Source organism: Streptomyces sp. 1114.5 (genome assembly GCF_003635085.1).
In the GTDB taxonomy this organism is placed as follows: domain Bacteria; phylum Actinomycetota; class Actinomycetes; order Streptomycetales; family Streptomycetaceae; genus Kitasatospora.
Window position 1 is genome coordinate 1,504,479 of record NZ_RBXE01000002.1, and the last position, 17,661, is coordinate 1,522,139.

17 protein-coding genes are annotated in these 17,661 nt (G+C 74.2%); 7 read left to right on the forward strand and 10 right to left on the reverse strand.

The features are described from left to right. Window positions 1–436: 436 nt before the first annotated feature. A complete protein-coding gene (locus BX285_RS29825; protein ID WP_121178792.1) occupies window positions 437–2,092 on the reverse strand; it encodes a peptide-N4-asparagine amidase in 1,656 nt (551 codons plus the stop codon). A gap of 191 nt (window positions 2,093–2,283) precedes the next feature. Further along, window positions 2,284–3,186, reverse strand: a complete 903-nt coding sequence (locus BX285_RS29830) for a LysR family transcriptional regulator (protein ID WP_121178793.1) — start codon at window positions 3,184–3,186, stop codon at window positions 2,284–2,286. Between the two features lie 148 nt (window positions 3,187–3,334). Here BX285_RS29830 and BX285_RS29835 point away from each other — a divergent pair, with 148 nt between their 5' ends. Next, window positions 3,335–4,339: a pseudouridine-5'-phosphate glycosidase gene (locus tag BX285_RS29835; RefSeq protein WP_121178794.1), complete on the forward strand. Its 1,005-nt coding sequence runs from the start codon at window positions 3,335–3,337 to the stop codon at window positions 4,337–4,339. 3 nt (window positions 4,340–4,342) lie between these two features. Beyond that, a complete protein-coding gene (locus tag BX285_RS29840) occupies window positions 4,343–5,236 on the forward strand; it encodes a carbohydrate kinase family protein (protein WP_121178795.1) in 894 nt (297 codons plus the stop codon). A gap of 19 nt (window positions 5,237–5,255) precedes the next feature. Here the strand turns inward: BX285_RS29840 and polX are convergent, their stop codons facing one another. Together polX and BX285_RS29850 are read right to left on the reverse strand one after the other, a co-directional pair. Further along, window positions 5,256–6,983, reverse strand: a complete 1,728-nt coding sequence (gene polX / locus BX285_RS29845) for a DNA polymerase/3'-5' exonuclease PolX (RefSeq protein ID WP_121178796.1) — start codon at window positions 6,981–6,983, stop codon at window positions 5,256–5,258. An 82-nt stretch (window positions 6,984–7,065) separates the two neighbouring features. After that, window positions 7,066–7,911, reverse strand: a complete 846-nt coding sequence (locus BX285_RS29850) for a hypothetical protein (RefSeq protein WP_121178797.1) — start codon at window positions 7,909–7,911, stop codon at window positions 7,066–7,068. A gap of 274 nt (window positions 7,912–8,185) precedes the next feature. Here BX285_RS29850 and BX285_RS29855 point away from each other — a divergent pair, with 274 nt between their 5' ends. Together BX285_RS29855 and BX285_RS29860 are read left to right on the forward strand one after the other, a co-directional pair. After that, window positions 8,186–8,803 carry a transcriptional regulator gene (locus BX285_RS29855; protein WP_121178798.1) on the forward strand — a complete coding sequence of 206 codons (618 nt, stop codon included), beginning with the start codon at window positions 8,186–8,188 and terminating at the stop codon, window positions 8,801–8,803. Then, the gene (locus BX285_RS29860) at window positions 8,800–10,260 is read left to right on the forward strand and encodes an MFS transporter (protein WP_121178799.1); all 1,461 of its coding nucleotides are present in this window, start codon (window positions 8,800–8,802) and stop codon (window positions 10,258–10,260) included. The genes BX285_RS29855 and BX285_RS29860 overlap by 4 nt, the downstream gene beginning before the upstream one ends. A gap of 24 nt (window positions 10,261–10,284) precedes the next feature. Here BX285_RS29860 and BX285_RS29865 read toward each other — a convergent pair whose 3' ends face one another. Both BX285_RS29865 and BX285_RS29870 read right to left on the reverse strand, forming a co-directional pair. After that, window positions 10,285–10,959 carry a DUF6629 family protein gene (locus tag BX285_RS29865; protein WP_121178800.1) on the reverse strand — a complete coding sequence of 225 codons (675 nt, stop codon included), beginning with the start codon at window positions 10,957–10,959 and terminating at the stop codon, window positions 10,285–10,287. A 9-nt stretch (window positions 10,960–10,968) separates the two neighbouring features. Then, entirely contained in the window at window positions 10,969–11,925 is a 957-nt protein-coding gene (locus BX285_RS29870; RefSeq protein WP_179852677.1) for a DMT family transporter, read from the reverse strand. A 382-nt stretch (window positions 11,926–12,307) separates the two neighbouring features. Between BX285_RS29870 and BX285_RS29875 the strand changes: the two genes are divergently transcribed. After that, window positions 12,308–12,571, forward strand: coding sequence for a dsRBD fold-containing protein (locus tag BX285_RS29875; RefSeq protein ID WP_030061827.1), 264 nt, complete (start codon window positions 12,308–12,310; stop codon window positions 12,569–12,571). An 88-nt stretch (window positions 12,572–12,659) separates the two neighbouring features. On the opposite strand, the gene BX285_RS36930 is transcribed toward BX285_RS29875, so the two are convergent. Both BX285_RS36930 and BX285_RS29885 read right to left on the reverse strand, forming a co-directional pair. Continuing rightward, window positions 12,660–13,433 carry a hypothetical protein gene (locus tag BX285_RS36930; protein ID WP_183107247.1) on the reverse strand — a complete coding sequence of 258 codons (774 nt, stop codon included), beginning with the start codon at window positions 13,431–13,433 and terminating at the stop codon, window positions 12,660–12,662. Window positions 13,434–13,672: 239 nt separating this feature from the next. Then, a complete protein-coding gene (locus BX285_RS29885) occupies window positions 13,673–14,536 on the reverse strand; it encodes an alpha/beta fold hydrolase (protein WP_121178802.1) in 864 nt (287 codons plus the stop codon). Window positions 14,537–14,704: 168 nt separating this feature from the next. Between BX285_RS29885 and BX285_RS29890 the strand changes: the two genes are divergently transcribed. Next, window positions 14,705–15,214, forward strand: a complete 510-nt coding sequence (locus BX285_RS29890) for a MarR family transcriptional regulator (protein ID WP_097239804.1) — start codon at window positions 14,705–14,707, stop codon at window positions 15,212–15,214. Here BX285_RS29890 and BX285_RS29895 read toward each other — a convergent pair. Beyond that, window positions 15,189–16,115 carry an AEC family transporter gene (locus BX285_RS29895; RefSeq protein WP_121178803.1) on the reverse strand — a complete coding sequence of 309 codons (927 nt, stop codon included), beginning with the start codon at window positions 16,113–16,115 and terminating at the stop codon, window positions 15,189–15,191. The genes BX285_RS29890 and BX285_RS29895 overlap by 26 nt on opposite strands. Window positions 16,116–16,331: 216 nt before the next feature. On the opposite strand from BX285_RS29895, the gene BX285_RS29900 reads away from it, so the two are divergent. After that, entirely contained in the window at window positions 16,332–16,832 is a 501-nt protein-coding gene (locus tag BX285_RS29900; protein WP_121179081.1) for an HD domain-containing protein, read from the forward strand. Between the two features lie 199 nt (window positions 16,833–17,031). Here BX285_RS29900 and BX285_RS29905 read toward each other — a convergent pair whose 3' ends face one another. Continuing rightward, window positions 17,032–17,406 carry a lytic transglycosylase domain-containing protein gene (locus BX285_RS29905; protein ID WP_259470846.1) on the reverse strand — a complete coding sequence of 125 codons (375 nt, stop codon included), beginning with the start codon at window positions 17,404–17,406 and terminating at the stop codon, window positions 17,032–17,034. Window positions 17,407–17,661: the final 255 nt, after the last annotated feature.

The window sequence follows — 17,661 nt, forward strand, 5'->3', positions numbered from 1 at the left end:
GACGGCGTTCACGGACACGGCGTTCACGGACACGGCGTTCACGGACACGGCGTTCACGGACACGGCGTCCACGGAGACAGCGTCCATGGAGACAGCGCGTCCACGGGGCCGAGGGGATGCTCCGTGGACGCGCGGAACCTACGAGGCGGGGGTGGCCTCCGGACGTACTGCTGATGTCCTCCGGCCGGTAGTTCGATCGTCGACCGAGGTAGTCCAGCGGCAGACCCTGATCCGTCTCGATCTGTCGCCACTGCCTCCTGCGGTCGAACTCCTTCAGCTACCTCGCAGGTCCTCTCCCATCATGCGCCTCCTACGCCGCGTGCACCAGGGGTGAACGGCCCGAATTCGGGCAAATTTCGCAAGTTGTCGGGCCGAGTTGTCGGGCCGAGTAGTGGGGCCGAGTAGTGGGGCCGAGTAGTGGGGCGTCGGCCGGGCGCTACCAGCCGTCGACGAAGCTCAGCGTCCGGTGGTACGGCCCCTCGGGCCCGCTGCTGCGGTAGTCCTCGGTGCTGCTGCCGGTCCGTACGGTGCGGTCGCCGTCGTGGCGTCGGGCGGTGGGCTGCAGGGTGTGGTCGACGGTCGAGCGCTCGGTGACGTGGCCGCCGGTGGCGGTGGTGGAGACGCGGTGGTAGCCGAGGTCCATGGCGGTGTTCTGGTCGGTGTTGCCGGCCGCGTCGTGGCTCACCCGGTAGGTGACGTCCAGCGGTTCGCCCTCGTGGACGGTGGTGGTGCGGTGCGGTCCGCCGCCCCAGGTCGAGGTGGTGCGGGTGAGGTCGGTGCCGTTGTGCAGGGTCACGTCGTTGCCGCTGTCGCGCAGTTGCTGGGCGGAGCTGAAGGCGAGCTCGTCGCGGACCTCGGTGGTGATCCGGCCGTGCGAGGTCTGCACCCAGCCCCGGGCGAGGTCGTGTCGGGCGGCGGTGACCGTCCAGTCCCCGCTGCCGCCGTCGTGGTCGGCGAGTTGCGTGGTCACGTCGGCCTCGGGGGCGACCCGGTGGTCGGTGAGCTGCCCGGTGGTGTGGGCGGCGCCGTGGTCGGTCTCGGCGAAGAGGTTGAGCTGGCCGGTCCAGACGTCGTTGCTCTGGGCCTCGGCCGCGTTGACCGTCACGCCGACGGTGTGCGGGCGGCCGTCGAGCAGCAGGCCGACGTACGGGGTGAGGTCGAGCCGGTAGGCGGGCAGGTCGAAGGCGAAGATGCCGGGGACGGGCCGCCACAGCAGCGGGTCCCAGCCGCCGGTGTAGATCACCGGGTACGGCCAGACGGCCCCGGCGACCCGGCCGTCCACGGTGAGCCGCAGTTCGCGGAACGGCCCCTTGCCGCAGGCGCCGAGGCCGGGGTTGGCGGCGACGAAGGCGTCCGGCGCGGAGGCGTACGCGAACTCCTCGCAGGCGCCGCCGCCCCGGGCGTACACCTCGGCGGTGAGGCGTTCGAGGTTCTGCGGGAAGGTGAGGTCGCGAGCGGCCGTGGGTGCGGCCTGGGTGAGCGCGAACGGGCCGGTGGTGAGCAGCCGGTCGGCGCTCCGGGCGGCCGGCCAGCGGTCGTTCGCGGTGTAGAAGGTCAGGCTCGCGCTGATCGTGAAGACGCCGGTGTAGGTGGCGTCGGTGACGTTGGCGAGGTCGAAGGAGAACTCCTGCGGGCCGGCTGCGAACAGCGGGGCGTAGCGGGTGACGTCGTGCTCGACGTTCCAGGCGATGCCGTCCTTGGACGGCTCCGGGGTGGAGGAGAGCAGCACCTGGACGCCGCCTATGCGGGCGCTGAAGATCCGGTCGAACTGCCGTCCGGCGACCTGCCCGTGGAGGTCCAGGACGACCGCGGACCAGGGGCCCGCGCAGTCGGCGGGCGGGGTGAGGGTGGCGGTGTACGGGGTGTCGGGCGGGTTGCCGTAGCCGTTGCGGAACTCGCGCTGGTGCATCACCTCGACGGTGCAGGAGCGGGTGTCGGGCCGGGTGAGCGGCTTGGTGGCGGTGACCGGGTCGTGGTAGTCGGTGCCGAAGTCGGCGTGGGCGGGGCCGGCGGCGGTGAGGGTGCCGGCGAGCGAGAGGGCGGCGGCGCCGAGCAGGGCGGCGGCGCGGCGGAGCAGCGGGCGCAGGGCCAAGGCGGATCCCCGGGGTCGGGCGGCCCGTGGCGTTGCCGCGGGCCGGAGGGATGATCCGGCATCCTTCCGGCGGTGGCATGCCAGCGTCAAGGGCGGTGGCGGGGATGCCACTTCGGGTGCCGCTGTTGCTCTCAGGGCCTGGTTGCCACCGCTCTCCGCGCGCCGTCGTCACCGCTCTCCGGGCGTCGTCGTCACGGCTCTTCGAGGGCTGCCGCCTCCTGCCGGATCAGGTCGCGCAGGGTGGCCAGCCGGGGCCGGCGGTCGTCCAGCCGCCACTGCATCTCCAGCGGCAGGGTGGCCCGCCCTTCCAGCCGTACGGTGGCCACGTCCTCGGTGAGGTGGCCGGTCATCGAGCCCGGTACCAGCGAGAAGGCGCGGTTGCGGGCGAGCAGGTAGAGCCGGGAGCCGACGATCCGCGGCGGGCTGACCAGTACCGGCGGGTCGACGCCGTGGTCCGCGCAGACGCCGAGCACGTGGTCGTAGTAGCGGGGGTGCTGCTCGCGCGGCCACAACAGCAGGGGCAGGTCGCGCAGTTCGGCCAGCCGCAGGCCGACGCGGCCGGACAGCGGGTGGTCCCGGCCGAGCGCGACCAGCACCGGCTCCTCGGCGATCCGCTCCAGCCGGTAGCCGTCCACCTCGTCCAGGAAGCGGCCGAGGCCGATGTCGGCGAGTTCGGCGGTCAGGGTGGCGGAGACCTGACCGGTGTCCACGGCGAGTTCGGCGGTGTCGAGCGCGGGCAGCTCCTGTTCGGCGCGGCTGACCACGGCGGGCAGCAGCCGGTTGACCACGCTCGGTGAGGCGACGATCCGGGCCGTGCCCAGCCGGGACTCCTCGTGCAGCCGGACCCGGCTCAGCAGCGCCTCGGCCTGGCCGAGCAGCCGTGCGCTCTCGGCGGCCATCACCTCGCCGGCCTCGGTGAGCGTGACGGAGCGGCGGCTGCGGTCGAACAGCCCGACGCCGACGGTCCGCTCCAGCCGGGCGACCTCCTGGCTGACCGTCGGCTGCGAGATGTGCAGCCGCTCGGCGGCCCGCCCGAAGTGCAGCGTCCCGGCGACGGCCAGGAAGACCTCCAGCTGACGCAAGGTGAAACCCATGCCCGCCAGGGTAGGCGAAGGGTGGACGAACCAATAGGTGATGGGCTATCGGAAACCTCAGGATTGATTCTGGTTTCCGATGCGACCCGTCCATACGCTGACCCTCGCGTTGCCCCACCGCAGTGGCATCTCACAGAGAGTTCGCATCATGACCGGACTTCCCCCCAGCACCTCCGCCATCCGGGTCACCGAGGAGGTCGTGCAGGCCGTCGCCGACGGCCGGCCCGTGGTCGCCCTGGAGTCGACCATCTTCACCCACGGCCTGCCGCGGCCCCGCAACCTGGCCGTCGCGCTGGAGGCGGAGCAGCAGCTGCGGACCGCGGGCGTCGTCCCGGCGACCATCGGCGTGCACGCCGGGGTGCCCACGGTCGGTCTGAGCACCGGGCAGATCACCGAACTCGCCGCCACCGACGGCCTGGACAAGGTCAGCCTGCGCGACCTGCCGGTGGTCGCCGCGCTCGGCCGCCACGGTGGCACCACCGTCGCCGCCACCGCCTTCCTCGCCCACCGCGCGGGCATCCGGGTCTTCTCCACCGGCGGCCTCGGCGGCGTGCACTTCGGCGCCTCCGAGAGCTTCGACGAGTCGGCCGACATGACCACCCTGGCCGCCACCCCCGTCACCGTGATCAGCGCCGGGGTGAAGTCGATCCTCGACATCCGGGCCACCCTGGAGCGCTTCGAGACCTTCAACATCCCGGTCATCGGCTACCGCACCCGCAAGTACCCGGGCTTCTACGTCACCGACTCCGGCCACGAGATCAACTTCAGCGTCGAGACGCCCGAGGAGGCCGCCCGGGTCATCGACGCCCGCGACCGGCTCGACCTGCCGCAGGCCGTCCTGATCGCCAACCCGGTCGACCCGGCCAAGCAGCTGCCGCCGGAGGAGCTGGACGGCATCCTGGCGCGCGCCTGGGCCGAGGCCGAGCGGCAGGGCATCACCGGCAACGCCTCCACGCCCTTCCTGCTCGACCACATCCAGCGTGACACCGGCGGCCGCAGCCTGGAGGTCAACGTCGAGGTCTACCGGGGCAACGTCCGGCTCGGCGGCGAGATCGCGACCGCCCTGGCCGCCGGGGCTGCCGGGGTTGCCGCCGGGCCCGCTGCCGACGCCGCTGGGGCCGTCGGGCCCGCCGCCGACACCACCGGAGCCTGAGCCGTGCTGGGGGTGCTCGGGGACCTCGTCGAGGACATCGTGGTCTGGGTCGACGGCCCGCTGCGGCACGGCACCGACTCGGCCGCCCGGGTCTTCCGGCGGCGCGGCGGCAGCGCGGCCAACGTCGCCTGCTTCGCCGCCGGCCAGTACCCGGCGCGCTTCCTCGGCTGCGTCGGCGAGGACACCGCCGGGGACGGCGTGGTCGCCGAACTGCTCGGCCACGGCGTGGACGTCCGGGTCTCCCGGCGCGGCCGGACCGGCAGCGTCGTGGTGCTGATCGACCAGGACGGTGAGCGGACCATGCTGCCCGACCGGGGCGCCGCCACGCTGCTGGAGCGCGTCCCGGACGAGTGGCTGGCGGGCCTGGCCCACCTGCACGTTCCGGCCTACTCCTTCGACGGCGAGCCGGTCGGCGCCACGGCCGTGGACGCGCTCGCCCGGGTCCGGCAGGCGGGCGGCACCACCTCGGTGGACGCCTCCTCGACCGGCATGCTGGAGCAGTTCGGCCGGGAGCGCTTCCTCGCCCTGCTCGCCGATTTGGCGCCGACCTTCGTCTTCGCCAACCGCTCCGAGTCCGCCTTCCTCGGGCTGCTGGCGGACGGCCGGCCCGGGCCGGAGCGCGCCCGGCTGGCGGCCACCACGGTGGTCACCAAGTCGGGCGCCGAGGCCACCACCGTCGACGTGCCCGGCGAGGGGCCGTTCACGGTGCCGGTGCCGCCGGTGGCGCAGGTGCGCGACCTCACCGGGGCCGGTGACGCCTTCGCCGCGGGTTTCCTGGCGGGCTTCCTGGGTGGAGCGGGTCCGGACGCCGGGGACCTGCGGCGGGCGGCCGGGCTCGGGCACCGCAGCGCGGCCCGGGTGCTGGCCTCGCCGGGGGCCTCCTGCGGCGAGGGGTAGCGGTTCTGCGTGGGTGCGCTCAGCGCAGGGCGTCCTTGCGCAGGAAGCGCTTCAGCTTCTGCCACGTCCAGGTGTTGACCACGTCCTCGGCGGTGAGCCAGCCACGCTGCGCCGTGCCGATGCCGAAGCGCGGGTACGCCAGGTGCGGGGTGGCGTGGGCGTCGCTGTCGATGCTGAACCGGACGCCGTGGCGCTTGGCCCGCAGGATGTCCTCGTCGCGCAGGTCGAGCCGCTGCGGGGAGCTGTTGACCTCGATCGCGGTACCGGTGCGCGCGGCGGCCTCGAACACCGCGTCCAGGTCCACGTCGATCGGGCCTCGGCTGCCGATCCGCCGGGTGGTGAGGTGGCCGATGACGTGCACGTACGGGTTCTCGCAGGCGCGGACCAGCCGACGGGTCTGGGCGGCGCGGTCGAGGGCGAAGTGCGAGTGCACGGAGGCCACGCAGACGTCGAAGCCGGCCAGGAACTCGGGCGGCCAGTCCACCCCGCCGTCCGGGTCGATGTTCAGCTCGGTGCCGTGCAGCAGGCGCAACTTCCGGTGTCGGTCGGCGAGTTGCCGCAGCTGCTCGCGCTGGGCGAGGATCTTCTCGTCGGTCATCCGCTGCATCACCAGGTTCGGCGCGTGGTCGGTCACGGCGAAGTAGGAGTAGCCGCGGGCGGCCGCAGTGTCGATCATCTCCTCCAGGGTGGCCAGCCCGTCGGTCAGGTCGGTGTGCGTGTGCAGGTCCCCGCGCAGGTCGGACTCCTGCACCAGGTCCGGGAGTTCACCCTTCAGCGCGGCCTCGATCTCGCCCCGGTCCTCGCGCAGCGGCGGCGGGATCCACGGCAGGCCGAGCGCCGCGTAGACCTCGTCCTCGCTCTCCGAGACCACCTTCGCCCCGCCGTCGACCTCGAACAGGCCGTACTCGGAGAGCTTCAGCCCGGCCCGGACGGCCATCGTGCGCAGTTTGATGTTGTGCGCCTTCGACCCGGTGAAGTACACCAGCGCCGCGCCCCAGTCCTCCTCCGGGACGACCCGCAGGTCCACCTGGACGCCCTGGGAGGTGCGCACCGAGGTCTTGGTCGTCCCGCTCGCGATCACCTCGGCCACGTAAGGGAGTTCGGTGAGCGCGGCCATCAGCGGGGCGGAGTCCTCGGCGGTCGCGAGCACGTCGATGTCGCCCACCGTCTCGCGCATCCGGCGCAGCGAACCCGCGTACGCGCAGCGGGTGCAGCCGGGGACGGCGGAGAGCGCGGCGACCAGCTGCTCGGCGAGTTCGGTGGCGGTGTCCAGCAGGGTCCGGCCGCCGGACTGCCGCATCAGCTCGATGCCGTGCAGGATCTTCTCGCCGCTGCGCTCGCCGAAACCGGCCAGGTCGGACAGCTTTTCGGCGCGCACCGCCTCGGCGAGCTCGTCCACGGAGGCGATGCCGAGGTCGCGGTAGAGGGTCAGGGCGCGCTTGGGGCCGACGCTGGGGACGGCCATCATCTCCCGTACGCCGGCCGGGATCTCGGCGCGCAGCTCCTCCAGGGCGGTGATCGTGCCGGAGGAGAGGTACTCGGCGATCTTCTCGGCGGTGGACTTGCCGACGCCGGGGATCTTCTGCAGACCCTTGACGTCCAGGCCGGCCAGGTCCTCCGGGTGGCCGCCGACCGCGCGGGCGGCCTTCTCGTAGGCGCGAGCCCGGAAGGCGTCCCCGCCGGTGATGTTGATCAGGTCGGCGTACTCCTGGAGCAGCTCCCTGACCTGGTCGTTGAGCCGGGGCATGGGGCAAGTCTAGGTTCGGCGGGGCGGGTTCGCCGGGTGTGGGCGGGCGGGCCTTCCGAGTTCCGGGGTCCGGGGCGCGGCCTCAGTCGTAGGCGACGGTGAGCAGCAGGACCACGGTCAGGCCGCCGCCCGGGGTGGGCTCGACCGCGAGCCGGCCGCCCGCCGCCAGGACCAGGCTGTGCAGGGCCGGTCCCACCGGGCCGTCGGCCCGCACGTCGGGGAGCAGCCATTCGCGGGCCTCGGGCAGCTCGTGGTCGCCACGGTCGGATATCCGGATCTCGACCCGGCCGCGCTTCCGGGTGCCGTCGGGGCCGGTGCCACGCCCGGTGCCGAGCCCGGTCCCGAGCCCGCCGTTGCGCCCGCCGTTGCGGGTGGCGTCCAGGGCGGAATCCCGGGAGGAGTCCCGGGTGACGTCCCGGCCCCGGGGGGCCGGCCGCCCGGGGGCGCGCCGGACGCGGCGGCCACGCGCGACGTCGGCGCGGACCAGCACCCGGCCACCCGGCCGGCTGCGCCGGATCGCGTGGTCGACCAGGCCGGCTACGGCCGCCTCCAGCCGTCGGGCGTCTCCGGTCACCACCGGCAGGCCGGGCGCCACCCGGACCGTGACGGCCGCCGAGCGGTCGCCGCCGCGGATCACCCGGCGGAGCACGTCGGCCACCTGGACGTGCCGGGCCATCGGCTCGCAACCGGCCTGCCGGCCGGTCCAGCCCAGCCGCTCCAGCTCGGTGCGGGTGAGCGCCCTCGGTGCGGCCATCCCGCCCGGCTGGAACGGGCCGGTGCCGTCCTCGGCCTCGGCGGTGGCCGGCCCGCCCGCGCGGCCCGACCCGCCCCGTCGGCCGGGACCGCCTGCGGTGCCCCCGATCGTGCCGATCGCGCCGAGCACCCGGGCTCCCGACGCGACGTAGCCCCAGAGCCTCACGCGTGCCATCGTCCTGCCCCTCGTGCCTCACCGGCGGCCGTCATCGGTTCCGCGGCCGCGCGGGGAGGGCCGCTTCCCGGGCCCTCCTCACAGCCTGCGCCTCACCCGCCCGGGTGACAATCCCGCCCCGGGGTGCGATCCGGGCGCGGGCCCCCGCCGAGCGGCCGGCCGGGCACCCCCCGACCGGCGGGTCGGCCCCGCCGGCCAGGCCGGCCCGAACCGCGAAGGGTTCTTCGCAAAAAATCCTTTGCAAAGAGTTCTTTGCGGTTCTAGGCTCCTTGCCATGACCGATGAAGACCGCGGCTGGAAGCACAGCGACGACCCGCACATCGCCCTCACCGCCAAGGGCATGCGGGCGATGGCGCACCCCGTGCGCATGCAGCTGGTCGGGCTGCTGCGCAGGCACGGCCCGTCCACGGCGACGCGGCTCGCCGCGCAGCTGGGGATCAACTCCGGAGCCACCAGCTACCACCTGCGCCAGCTCGCCGCCGCGGGCTTCGTCGAGGAGGACCGGGAGCGCGGCAACGCCCGGGAGCGCTGGTGGCGTTCGGCGCACCCGCTCACCGTCTGGACGGGGGACGACATGGCGGACGAGGAGTTCGACACGGCCGTCGGCTTCCTGCGCTCCGTCCTCGCCGTGCACGCCCTGACCGCGCAGCGCACGCTGGACGCTTTCGAGACCATGCCGCGGGAGTGGCGCCGGGTGACGGACCTCAGCGACCTGATCCTGCAGCTCACACCCGCGGAGGCCGAACGGCTGGCCGGCGAGCTGTCCGAGGTCGTCGGGCGCTACCGCCGGATCGACGCCGACGGGCCGGTCCCGGAGGGCACCGAGCAGGTCTCGGTGATCGTCCACGTCCTGCCGGACCCGAGCACCACCACCGAGGGGGAGACCGCATGACCGCCACCGCCGCCACTCCTGCCACCCCCGGCGCCGCCGACCCGGCCGCCGCCGAGTCGACCGGGCGCAGCTACCGGCCGCTGGCCGGGGTGCTGGCCGCCACGGCCGTCTCCCTCACCGGGACACGCGTCTCGGCCATCGCCCTGCCCTGGTTCGTCCTGGCCACCACCGGCAGCGCCACCATGACGGGCCTGGTCGCCTTCGCCGAGATGGCGCCGTACGTGCTGGTCAAGGCGTTGACCGGGCCGGTGGTCGACCGGCTCGGGCCGCGCGTGGTGTCCTGGACGACGGACGCGGTCAGCGCCGCCGCGGCCGGGCTGGTCCCGCTGCTGCACGCGCGGGGGCTGCTGCCGTTCTGGGTGCTCCTGGTGATGGTCGGGGTGATCGGCGCGATGCGCGGCCCCGGCGATCTGGCCAAGTCGGTCATGGTCCCGGAGGCGGCCGACCGCGCCCGGGTGCCGATGGAGCGCGCCACCGGGCTGGCGGGCGTCACCGAACGGCTGGCGTCCACGATCGGCCCGGCGGTGGGCGGCGGGCTGGTCGCGCTGATGGGCCCGCTGGCCGGTCTGGCGGTCAACGCGGGCACCTTCGCGCTCGGCTCGCTGATCATCGCCCTCGCCCTCCCACGCGGCATGGGGCGCCCGGCGGCGCCCGCCGCGCCCGCCCCGACGAGCGGACCGGCGGAGGAGGGAGAGCAGCCCGTCGGCTACTGGCGGATGTTCCGCGAGGGCTTCGCCTTCCTGCGCTCCGAGCCGCTACTGCTCACCGTGATCGTGATGATCGGCATCACCAACCTGATCGACGCCGGTTTCATCACCGTCCTGGTCCCGGTCTGGGCGAGGGAGTCCGGCAACGGACCGGCCGCCATCGGTCTGACGGCCGGTGTCATGGGGGCCACCGCCGTGGTCGGCAGCCTGATAGCGGCCGCCGTCGCCTCCCGACTGCCCCGGCGCACGGTCTTCTTCGCGGGTTTCCTGCTCTGCGGCGCGCCCCGCTTCGTGGTGCTCGCCATGGGGGCGCCGATGTGGGTCGTGCTCACGGTCTTCGCGATCGGCGGTTTCGGCTCCGGCTTCCTCAACCCGATCCTCGGCGCGGTGCTCTTCGAGCGGGTGCCCCGGCGCCTGCTCGGCCGCGTCCACGCCCTCGGCGACTCCCTCGCCTGGGCCGGCATCCCGCTCGGCGGCCTGGTCGCCGGCGCGGCGGTCGCCCTGGTCGGCCTGGCGCCCAGCCTGCTGGTGGCCGGAGCTGCGTACTTCGCCACCACGACCCTGGCGGGATTCCGGCCCGAGTGGCGCGAGATGGACCGCCTGCGGGGCCACGCGGGCGGTGCGGGGGATGCGGTCGGTGCAGTCGGTGCAGTCGGTGCGGGCGTCGAGTCGGAGGCGGTGGGGGCCGCCGCGGATGCAGAAGCCAAGCCGGAACGGGCCCCGGCGCACGGGTATGAGACATGCTCATGAGATGGGAGAGTCGATGAGAGTGGTTCATGGAGCCGGATGGGTGATCCGCCGGCCGGGCTCAGCGTCGGGGGAGTGTCCCGCCCAGCGGAGGAGCAGGAGGGCGGCCAGGGCGGCAAGGGCACACCAGGTCGAGGCGAAGGCGAGCCGCCAGAGCAGTGCACAGACGACGGCCCCCGCCCCGATGACCAGGCCGAGGCGACGGAGCAGGCGGTCGCCGCTCGCGAGGAGGGAGCCGACGGTGGCGAGGAAGTAGCCGGCCGTCAGAGCGGCCGGGTGCGGGATGCCGACGGCGTAGCCCAGGGTGTGGCCGTGAACGGTGGCGGCCACCGGACGGGCGGCGACGGCCACCGCGAGAGGAACGGCGACGCCCGCGCCGAGCAGGGTGAACGCTGCGAGCAGGCGGCGGCGCGGCCCGGCGCTCGCGGACCACACCCCGGCCGGGACCAGGACGGGCAGCAGCGGCAGAGCGATCACCGCCCAGGCCGTACGGGCCGCCGCAGCCGGGGCGGCGGACAGCCCGCCGTCCGTACCGAGCCACACCAGCGCCTCGATCAGCTGGTGCAGTCCCAGCACCAGCGGGACGGCGGCGAGGAGCAGGCGCTCGGGCCGCCCGGCCCGGTGGACACGGACCAGACAGGCCACGCCGACGACCACCACCACCCCGCCGGCCACGGTGTCCGCCTGCGCCCTCCAGCACATCGGGGCGCCTCAGGGGGTGCTCTCCCGGCTGCCGTCGGGCTTCTCCTCCGGGCCGCCGTCCGACCTGCCCTCGGAGTCTTCCTCCGGCAAGGCGCCGATGCTCTCCAGGGTCTCGCGGACGGTGCCGGGCATCGCCGGGTGGCGCCCGATCACGATCACCCCGATCACGATGGCCACCAGCCCGGCGGACTGCCAGGCCAGCGCCCCCGGGGTTACTTGCAGCCGGTCGCCGAGGAAGCCGACCGCGCAGGCGATCCCGGCCAGCGGCTGGGCGGCGGTCAACGCGGGCAAGGACATCCGCAGGGGCGCGGCCTCGAAGGCGCTCTGCACCAGCAGCAGCCCGACCACACCCGCCACGACCACCGCGTACGGTTGCCAGCTCTGCAGCACGGCCGTCAGCCCCTGGTGGTCGAGGCGCTGGGTGGTGGTCCTGGTGAGCGCGTCCTGGAGGCCGTAGAGCAGCCCGGCGGCGAGCGCCAGCAAGGTCGCCTCCTCGAACAGCGGCAGCCGCCGCGCCAGCGAGACCAGCAGCACGACCAGGCCGACCACCGTGCCGACCACCAGCCAGTGCCGCAGCTCCCCGGCCGGCGCCCCGCCGCCCGTCGGCCGCCCGCCGACGATGAAGGCCGTCACCCCGAGCCCGAGCAGCAGCACCCCGATCCAGCCGGAGCGGCCCAGCGTCTGACGGGTCAGCACCCGCGCCAGCGCCATCGCGAACAACAGATTGGTGGCCAGCAGCGGCTCGACCAGGGACACCTCGCCCTGGTTGAGTGCCAGCGCCGAGAGGATCAGCCCGCTGACCATGAACCCGGTGCCGAGTAGCCACTGCGGCATCCGCATCAGGTCCAGCAGCAGCCGCCAATGCAGGATGTCGGCACGGGGGGCCCGCTGCGCCGCGTGCTGCTGGAGGACGAAGCCGAGCCCCAGACAGCAGGCTGCGCTGAGGGCGAGGAGGAAGACCGCCACGGAGGGACCACCAGGTTGTCGCTGCCCGCGCCGCGCCGACGGATCCGGGGTGGGGCGGCGGTCGCGGCCGCTTCCGTCAGCGTACCGCCGGGGCGGCGGCCGGGCCGATCGGACGGTGACCCGGTGCCGACCGCGGTGCTGCCGTCGTTACCGCGCCCCCGGAAGCGCTCCCCGGGGACGGCGCCCCCGGGGACGGCGCCCCCGGAACCGCGCCGCCCCCGCAGCCCCGGTTCGCGGCAACGCCCCCCGGCACACCGGTCGTCGGCGGCCGCGCTTGCCGCCACCGGAGGGGCAGGCGCACGCTGGTGTGAGCGGCCGCCACGGGTCACCGTCCGTGCCGGTCCGGACAGGCGCGACGGGGGCCGGCGCCAGGAGGTGTGGCATGCACAACCAGTGGGACGTGGAGCTGAGCTTCGAGGAGGACGGCGTGCACACGGCGTGCGACGCCAGGTTGACGGGCGCGCGGGCGCCGGGCCTGAGCGCGCACGGCGAGTCCGTGAAGAGCGCCGACGACCGTCCGCTCGCCAGGATCGGCGAGGAGGTCGCGGCCTCCCGCGCCCTGGAGGAACTGTCCCGCAAGCTGCGGGCCCAGGCCACCGGGGAGATCGACGACGAAGGGCACCGGCCGGGGTACCTGATCTACTGACGGCCCGACGGCCCGACGGTCCGGGGCCCGGGAAGCCGTGACCGTACGACTGCCCGGGCGCCCGACCGCCGACGGCGACGAGCAGCGTTCACCTGCTGCGCCACCAGGGGTCGCGGAGGACGTCGTCGGGGTCGACGGCGCAGTTGGTGCCGCTGACCATCTCGTGGGCGGGGACGTCCCAGCCGACGACGCCGGGGGCCTCGCGGGCCAGCTCGACCAGGCGGGCGCGCTGCGGGCCGGAGCCGGTGTTCACGTCGCACATCAGGACGCTGGTCCAGGACCGCCCGTCGAGGGCCGCGACCACGGAAACACCGGGAGCACGGCCGGCGTGAGCACCAGGGCCGCGATCCGGGCGGCCTCGGCGGCCTGCGGCCAGAAGGTCACGGCCGGCCGGCCGGTGCGGTGACCGGTGGCGGCGGAGCGATCGCCCGTACGGTACTCGGCGATCACCCCGAGTCGCAGCAGGTAGTCCAGGGCACCCGCGGTCACGCCCCACCACAGCCCGTTGAAGGGCGCCGACCACCACCCCGAGCGCCCCCGGCAGGATCGCCGCCCGGGCCACCGTCTCTGCCAACGCCCGCCCCCGGTGCCGGGCGGCACCGCCCTGGGCGGCCCGAACGGCGTACGTCACGTGGGAGGCCACCGCCGCCAGGACGACCGCCAGCACCGGCTCGGCGCAGAACATCCCGATCACGACGTCGAGCCAGTTGACCGGGCCGATGGCCAGCAGGGCGTCCCGGGCGGCGTCCCCGCCCCCGAGCGTCCAGGCCAGCTTGAGCACCGGAATCGCGAACACGACGGCCGACGCCATCACATGAGTCGCACTCACCCGCGATCCGCCGGCCTGCCCGCCCTCGGTCATCCGCCCACGCTACGGTCCCCGCCTCCCACCCACGTCCACGCTCTCGACACCCGCCCACCGTGCCCGTGCCCACCGTGCCCGCGCCCATCGTGGCCCGAGCTCAGCGCGGCGGTCCGGGCGGACCGGGGGAAAGCGTGGGAAGTCGGCCTGGTCGACTTCTGGCGCGGGTCGGCCTCGGGACGGGGGTGTGGTGGGGTGGGTGTGGGAGGGCGGCCTTGTCCGGGGTCGGGGAAACCCCGTCAGGCCCGGGCGCCGGAAAGGAACTCGACGAGGCGCTGGTTGACCTCGGGTGCGGCCGCCATCGGCAGGTTGTGGTGGGCGGTGTCCGGGACGATGGCGACCTCGGCGGCCGGGAGGGTGCGGCGGGCGGCTTCGGTGACTCGGGCCGGATCGTGGGTGCGGCTCCCGGCAGCGAGGAGGGCGAGGACCGGGCTGGTCAGGGTGCGGAGGCGGGCCGGGGTGGGGCGCGGGCCGGTGACGACGCGGGTCGCGGGGAAGTCGGCGTAGCCGAGGGCGTAGAGCTCCCGCCAGTCGGGGTCGAGGCGGGAGCCGCCGGTTTCCCAGTCGAGGTAGGAGCGGGCGCGGTCCGGGGTGCGGCCGGGGAGGAAGAGCGGGAGCGCACGCAGCAGGTAGCCGGGGCGGAAGCCGGCGAAGCACTGGGTGGGGTCGAGCAGGGCGAGCCGCCCGACCCGGGCGGGGGCGTGCAGGGCGTACTCCAGGGCGATCCAGCCGCCGTAGGAATGGCCGCAGACGTCGGTCTCGGGGACGCCGAGCCCGTCGAGGACGGCGTCCAGCCAGCCGAGTAGTCCGGGGACGCCGTCGAGCGGGACGCCGTCGTGGACGCTGCGCCCGGGGTCGCCGATGAGGTCGACGGCGAGGACGCGGTGTCCGGCTTCGGCCCAGGCGGCGGCGTTGGCGAACCACATGGCGGAGGTGGCACCGCCGCCGTGGAGGAGGACGAGGGGGCGTCCGTCACGGGGGCCGCAGGCGTTGATCCGGGTGGTGCCGTGGGCGGTGCGGACGGTGAGGGCTTCGACCGGAACGGGCCAGCGGGCGAGCAGGGCGTCGTAGGCGGCGAGGAAGGGGGCGGTGCGGGCGGACATGACGGCCTCCGCGGGTGGGGTGTGGTGTGATGGCGTGCCGAACCACTCGCCGAACAAGTATCTCGCTCGACAAGTATCTCGCTCGACAAGTATCTCGCTGAACGAGAGAATAGTCCACGAGAGCGTGCCCGAGGAAAGGACGACAGGGTGTCCGAGGTCGAGGAGCCGATGCGGCTGGTCCATCTGCTGCGCGGTCTGACGGTCGAACTGGACCTGTTCGGGGCCGAGTTCGCGGCCGGCAACGGTCTGCATCCGACCGATCTGCGGGCGCTGATCCATCTGCTGGACGCCGCCAGGGCCGGGGAGGTGGTCACCCCGGGCCGGCTCGGTGAGGCGCTGCGGCTGAACTCGGCCGGGACCACCGGCCTGGTGGACCGGTTGGAACGGCTCGGGCTGATCCGGCGCGAGCGCGACCCGCAGGACCGTCGGCGGGTGCGGCTGCTGGTGGAGGACCGGGCGATGGAGCTGGGGCAGGGGTTCTTCGGCGGGTTGATCGGCGATCTGCTCACCGCGATGCGGCAGTTCGAGCCGGCGGAGCTGGAGACGGCCGGGCGCTTCCTGGCGGCCGTGACCACCGTGGTGGCCGCCGCCAGGCGGGAGACGCAGGAGGCGCGAGGGACGCGGGTGACGCGGGAGCGGGAGGGCGGGGGCGCTACGCCGGCCCGAGGGTCCAGCTGATCACCGACAGCGTCGCCATCGACACCAGCGTCGACCAGAGCACCGCGTCCCGGGCGAGCACGGTGCCCTGCCCGTACTCGCGCGCGTAGGTGTACACGTTCTGCGCGGTGGGCAGCGCGGAGAACAGCACCACGGTGAGGAGTTGGTGCTCGGGCAGGTGGAGCAGCGGCCCGGCCACGGCGAGGGCGACCAGCGGCTGGAGCAGGGTCTTGACCGCGACGATCAGCCCGACTTCGGCGCGGCGCGAACGGCCGTCCGCCGGCGGGCGGTTGTGCAGCGACATGCCGAGGGCGATCAGGGCGGTCGGCACCCCGGCGCCGCCGAGCAGTTCGCAGGAACGGTTCAGCTCGGCGGGCAGGTGCAGCCCGGCCGCGGAGACGGCGGCGCCCACCGCGGCGGCCAGCAGGATCGGGTTGCGCACGGGGAGGGTGAGCAGCGCCCGTCGCCCGGCGGCTCCGCCGTCCAGGACGGCGAGCACGGCGGGGGTGACCAGCAGGATCTGGAACAGCACCACCGGGGCCACGAAGGAGGCGTCGCCGACGACCTGCATGGTGACCGGGATGCCGAGGTTGGCGGAGTTGACGTACCCCGAGGCCATCGCGCCGATGGCCAGTTCGCCGGGCTTGCGCCCGAAGACCAGCTTCCCGGCGAGCAGCCCGAGACCGATCGCGACGGCGGTGCCGGCGGCGAAGGCCAGCATCGACGGGTTGGCGAAACGGTCCAGCGGGGTGCGGGCGATCATCAGGAAGAGCGCGGCCGGCATCGCCACGTGGAAGACGAACCGGTTGAGCACCGTCTCGGCGTGCGGCCCGAGCAGCCGGGTACGGCCGACGACGTAGCCGACTCCGGTGATCGCCCAGATCGGCGCGAAGGCGGACAGCAGCGGGTGCAGGGATGGCATGGTTCCTCGGATCGCTCGGACGTGCCTGCCGGGTACGGCGGGGGTCTCCCGCCGGAGGCGTCGACCCGCGAGCCGGTGGACTCCTGAAGCGGTCGAACCCCCGGGGCAGTAAACCAGCGGCCGTCGAGGCGTCGATCACGGGCCTACGATGAGCCGATGGACGAGCAGACGGACGGGCCGATGGACGAGTCGACGGGCGAGCCGATGGACCAGCCGATGGACGAGTCGACGGAGCGCGAGTCGAGGGATCGCGAGTCGACGGAGCGCGGGTACCTGAGCCTGCGCGAGGTGGAGGCGATCGCGCGCGGCGCCCACCGGGGGCAGGTGGACAAGAACGGCCACCCGTACGGCGAGCACATCGCGGCGGTCGCCCGCGGGACGGCCGCCCGCGGTGGCAGCGAGGCGCAGATCGCGGCGGGCTGGCTGCACGACACCGTCGAGGACGACCGGTTGAGCCGGGAGTGGCTGGCGGCGGCCGCGCTGCCGCAGGAGACCAAGGCGATCGTCGACGCGCTCACCCGGCGCCCGGACGAGCCGGTCGAGGAGTACACCGCCCGCATCCTGGCGACGCCCGGTGCGCTGCTCGTCAAGCGGGCCGACCTGGCACACAACTCCGACCCGGGCCGGCTGGCCTCGCTGGACCGGGCGACCGCGGAGCGCCTGGTCGACAAGTACGCGCGGATGCGCGAGCTGCTGGGGCTCACGGACGAGCTGTGACGGGAGCCCCCGGAGGCCGGGGTCGGGCGCTGTGACCCGGGGCGGGGCGGCGGCGCCGGGGGAAACCACGAGAGGGCCCGGGCCCGCGGGTCGCGCGGGTCCGGGCCCTCTCGGGCACCCCGGTGGTCCCTGTCCGACCCCCGGGGTGAGGGGGAGTGGTCAGGGGACGGGTGGGAGTCGGTGAGCCGATGGGGTCGGCTTAGTACCAGTGGTGGGCCTGCCAGAAGTTCCACGCGGCGTTCGGGCTGCCGTAGCGGGAGTTCATGTAGTCCAGCGCCCACTTGATCTGGGTGGTGGGGTTGGTCTTCCAGTCCGCGCCGGCCGAGGCCATCTTGGAGCCCGGCAGCGCCTGGCCCAGGCCGTAGGCGCCCGAGCTCGGGTTGGTCGCGCTGACGTTCCAGCCGGACTCGTGGGAGATGATCTGGCTGAACGAGGCCAGCTGGTTCGCCGGGACGATCTGGGCGGCGATGGTCTTCGGGGAGGCGGTGGCGGCGTTCGCGGTGGCGGGCAGCACGCCGGCGCCCAGGGCGGTCAGGCCGGCGGCGCCGGCAAGAATCGCGGCCGAAGTACGCATACGGAGCTTGAAAGCGGGCATGTAGAACAGGACCTCAATCAGGTTGGGCCGGGTCACTCCCCGCCCGGGACCGTCGGGCCGGACAGGGGCCGTTGCGGTCGCGGGGGTGACTCGGCAGTAAGCCGTTCACCGGCGGGACAGGAGCCGGTGTGGCTGGCGACGAGAGCCATTGTTGGCAGACCGGATCGGTGGTCGCCAAGACCCCCTCGTTACGACGGGCAGTCGTACAGGGGCGGTCGCCGTGGATTCGAAGGG

Bases quoted from the DNA above. Each gene is read 5' to 3' on its own strand.
- BX285_RS29885 (WP_121178802.1), bottom strand. From the start codon at position 14,536: ATGTCCGCCCGCACCGCCCCCTTCCTCGCCGCCTACGACGCCCTGCTC.
- BX285_RS29895 (WP_121178803.1), bottom strand. From the start codon at position 16,115: ATGCCATCCCTGCACCCGCTGCTGTCCGCCTTCGCGCCGATCTGGGCG.
- BX285_RS29890 (WP_097239804.1), top strand. From the start codon at position 14,705: ATGCGGCTGGTCCATCTGCTGCGCGGTCTGACGGTCGAACTGGACCTG.
- BX285_RS29850 (WP_121178797.1), bottom strand. From the start codon at position 7,911: ATGGCACGCGTGAGGCTCTGGGGCTACGTCGCGTCGGGAGCCCGGGTG.
- BX285_RS36930 (WP_183107247.1), bottom strand. From the start codon at position 13,433: ATGACCGAGGGCGGGCAGGCCGGCGGATCGCGGGTGAGTGCGACTCAT.
- BX285_RS29900 (WP_121179081.1), top strand. From the start codon at position 16,332: ATGGACGAGTCGACGGAGCGCGAGTCGAGGGATCGCGAGTCGACGGAG.
- BX285_RS29905 (WP_259470846.1), bottom strand. From the start codon at position 17,406: ATGCGTACTTCGGCCGCGATTCTTGCCGGCGCCGCCGGCCTGACCGCC.
- BX285_RS29855 (WP_121178798.1), top strand. From the start codon at position 8,186: ATGACCGATGAAGACCGCGGCTGGAAGCACAGCGACGACCCGCACATC.
- BX285_RS29830 (WP_121178793.1), bottom strand. From the start codon at position 3,186: ATGGGTTTCACCTTGCGTCAGCTGGAGGTCTTCCTGGCCGTCGCCGGG.
- polX (WP_121178796.1), bottom strand. From the start codon at position 6,983: ATGCCCCGGCTCAACGACCAGGTCAGGGAGCTGCTCCAGGAGTACGCC.
- BX285_RS29835 (WP_121178794.1), top strand. From the start codon at position 3,335: ATGACCGGACTTCCCCCCAGCACCTCCGCCATCCGGGTCACCGAGGAG.
- BX285_RS29875 (WP_030061827.1), top strand. From the start codon at position 12,308: ATGCACAACCAGTGGGACGTGGAGCTGAGCTTCGAGGAGGACGGCGTG.
- BX285_RS29860 (WP_121178799.1), top strand. From the start codon at position 8,800: ATGACCGCCACCGCCGCCACTCCTGCCACCCCCGGCGCCGCCGACCCG.
- BX285_RS29865 (WP_121178800.1), bottom strand. From the start codon at position 10,959: ATGTGCTGGAGGGCGCAGGCGGACACCGTGGCCGGCGGGGTGGTGGTG.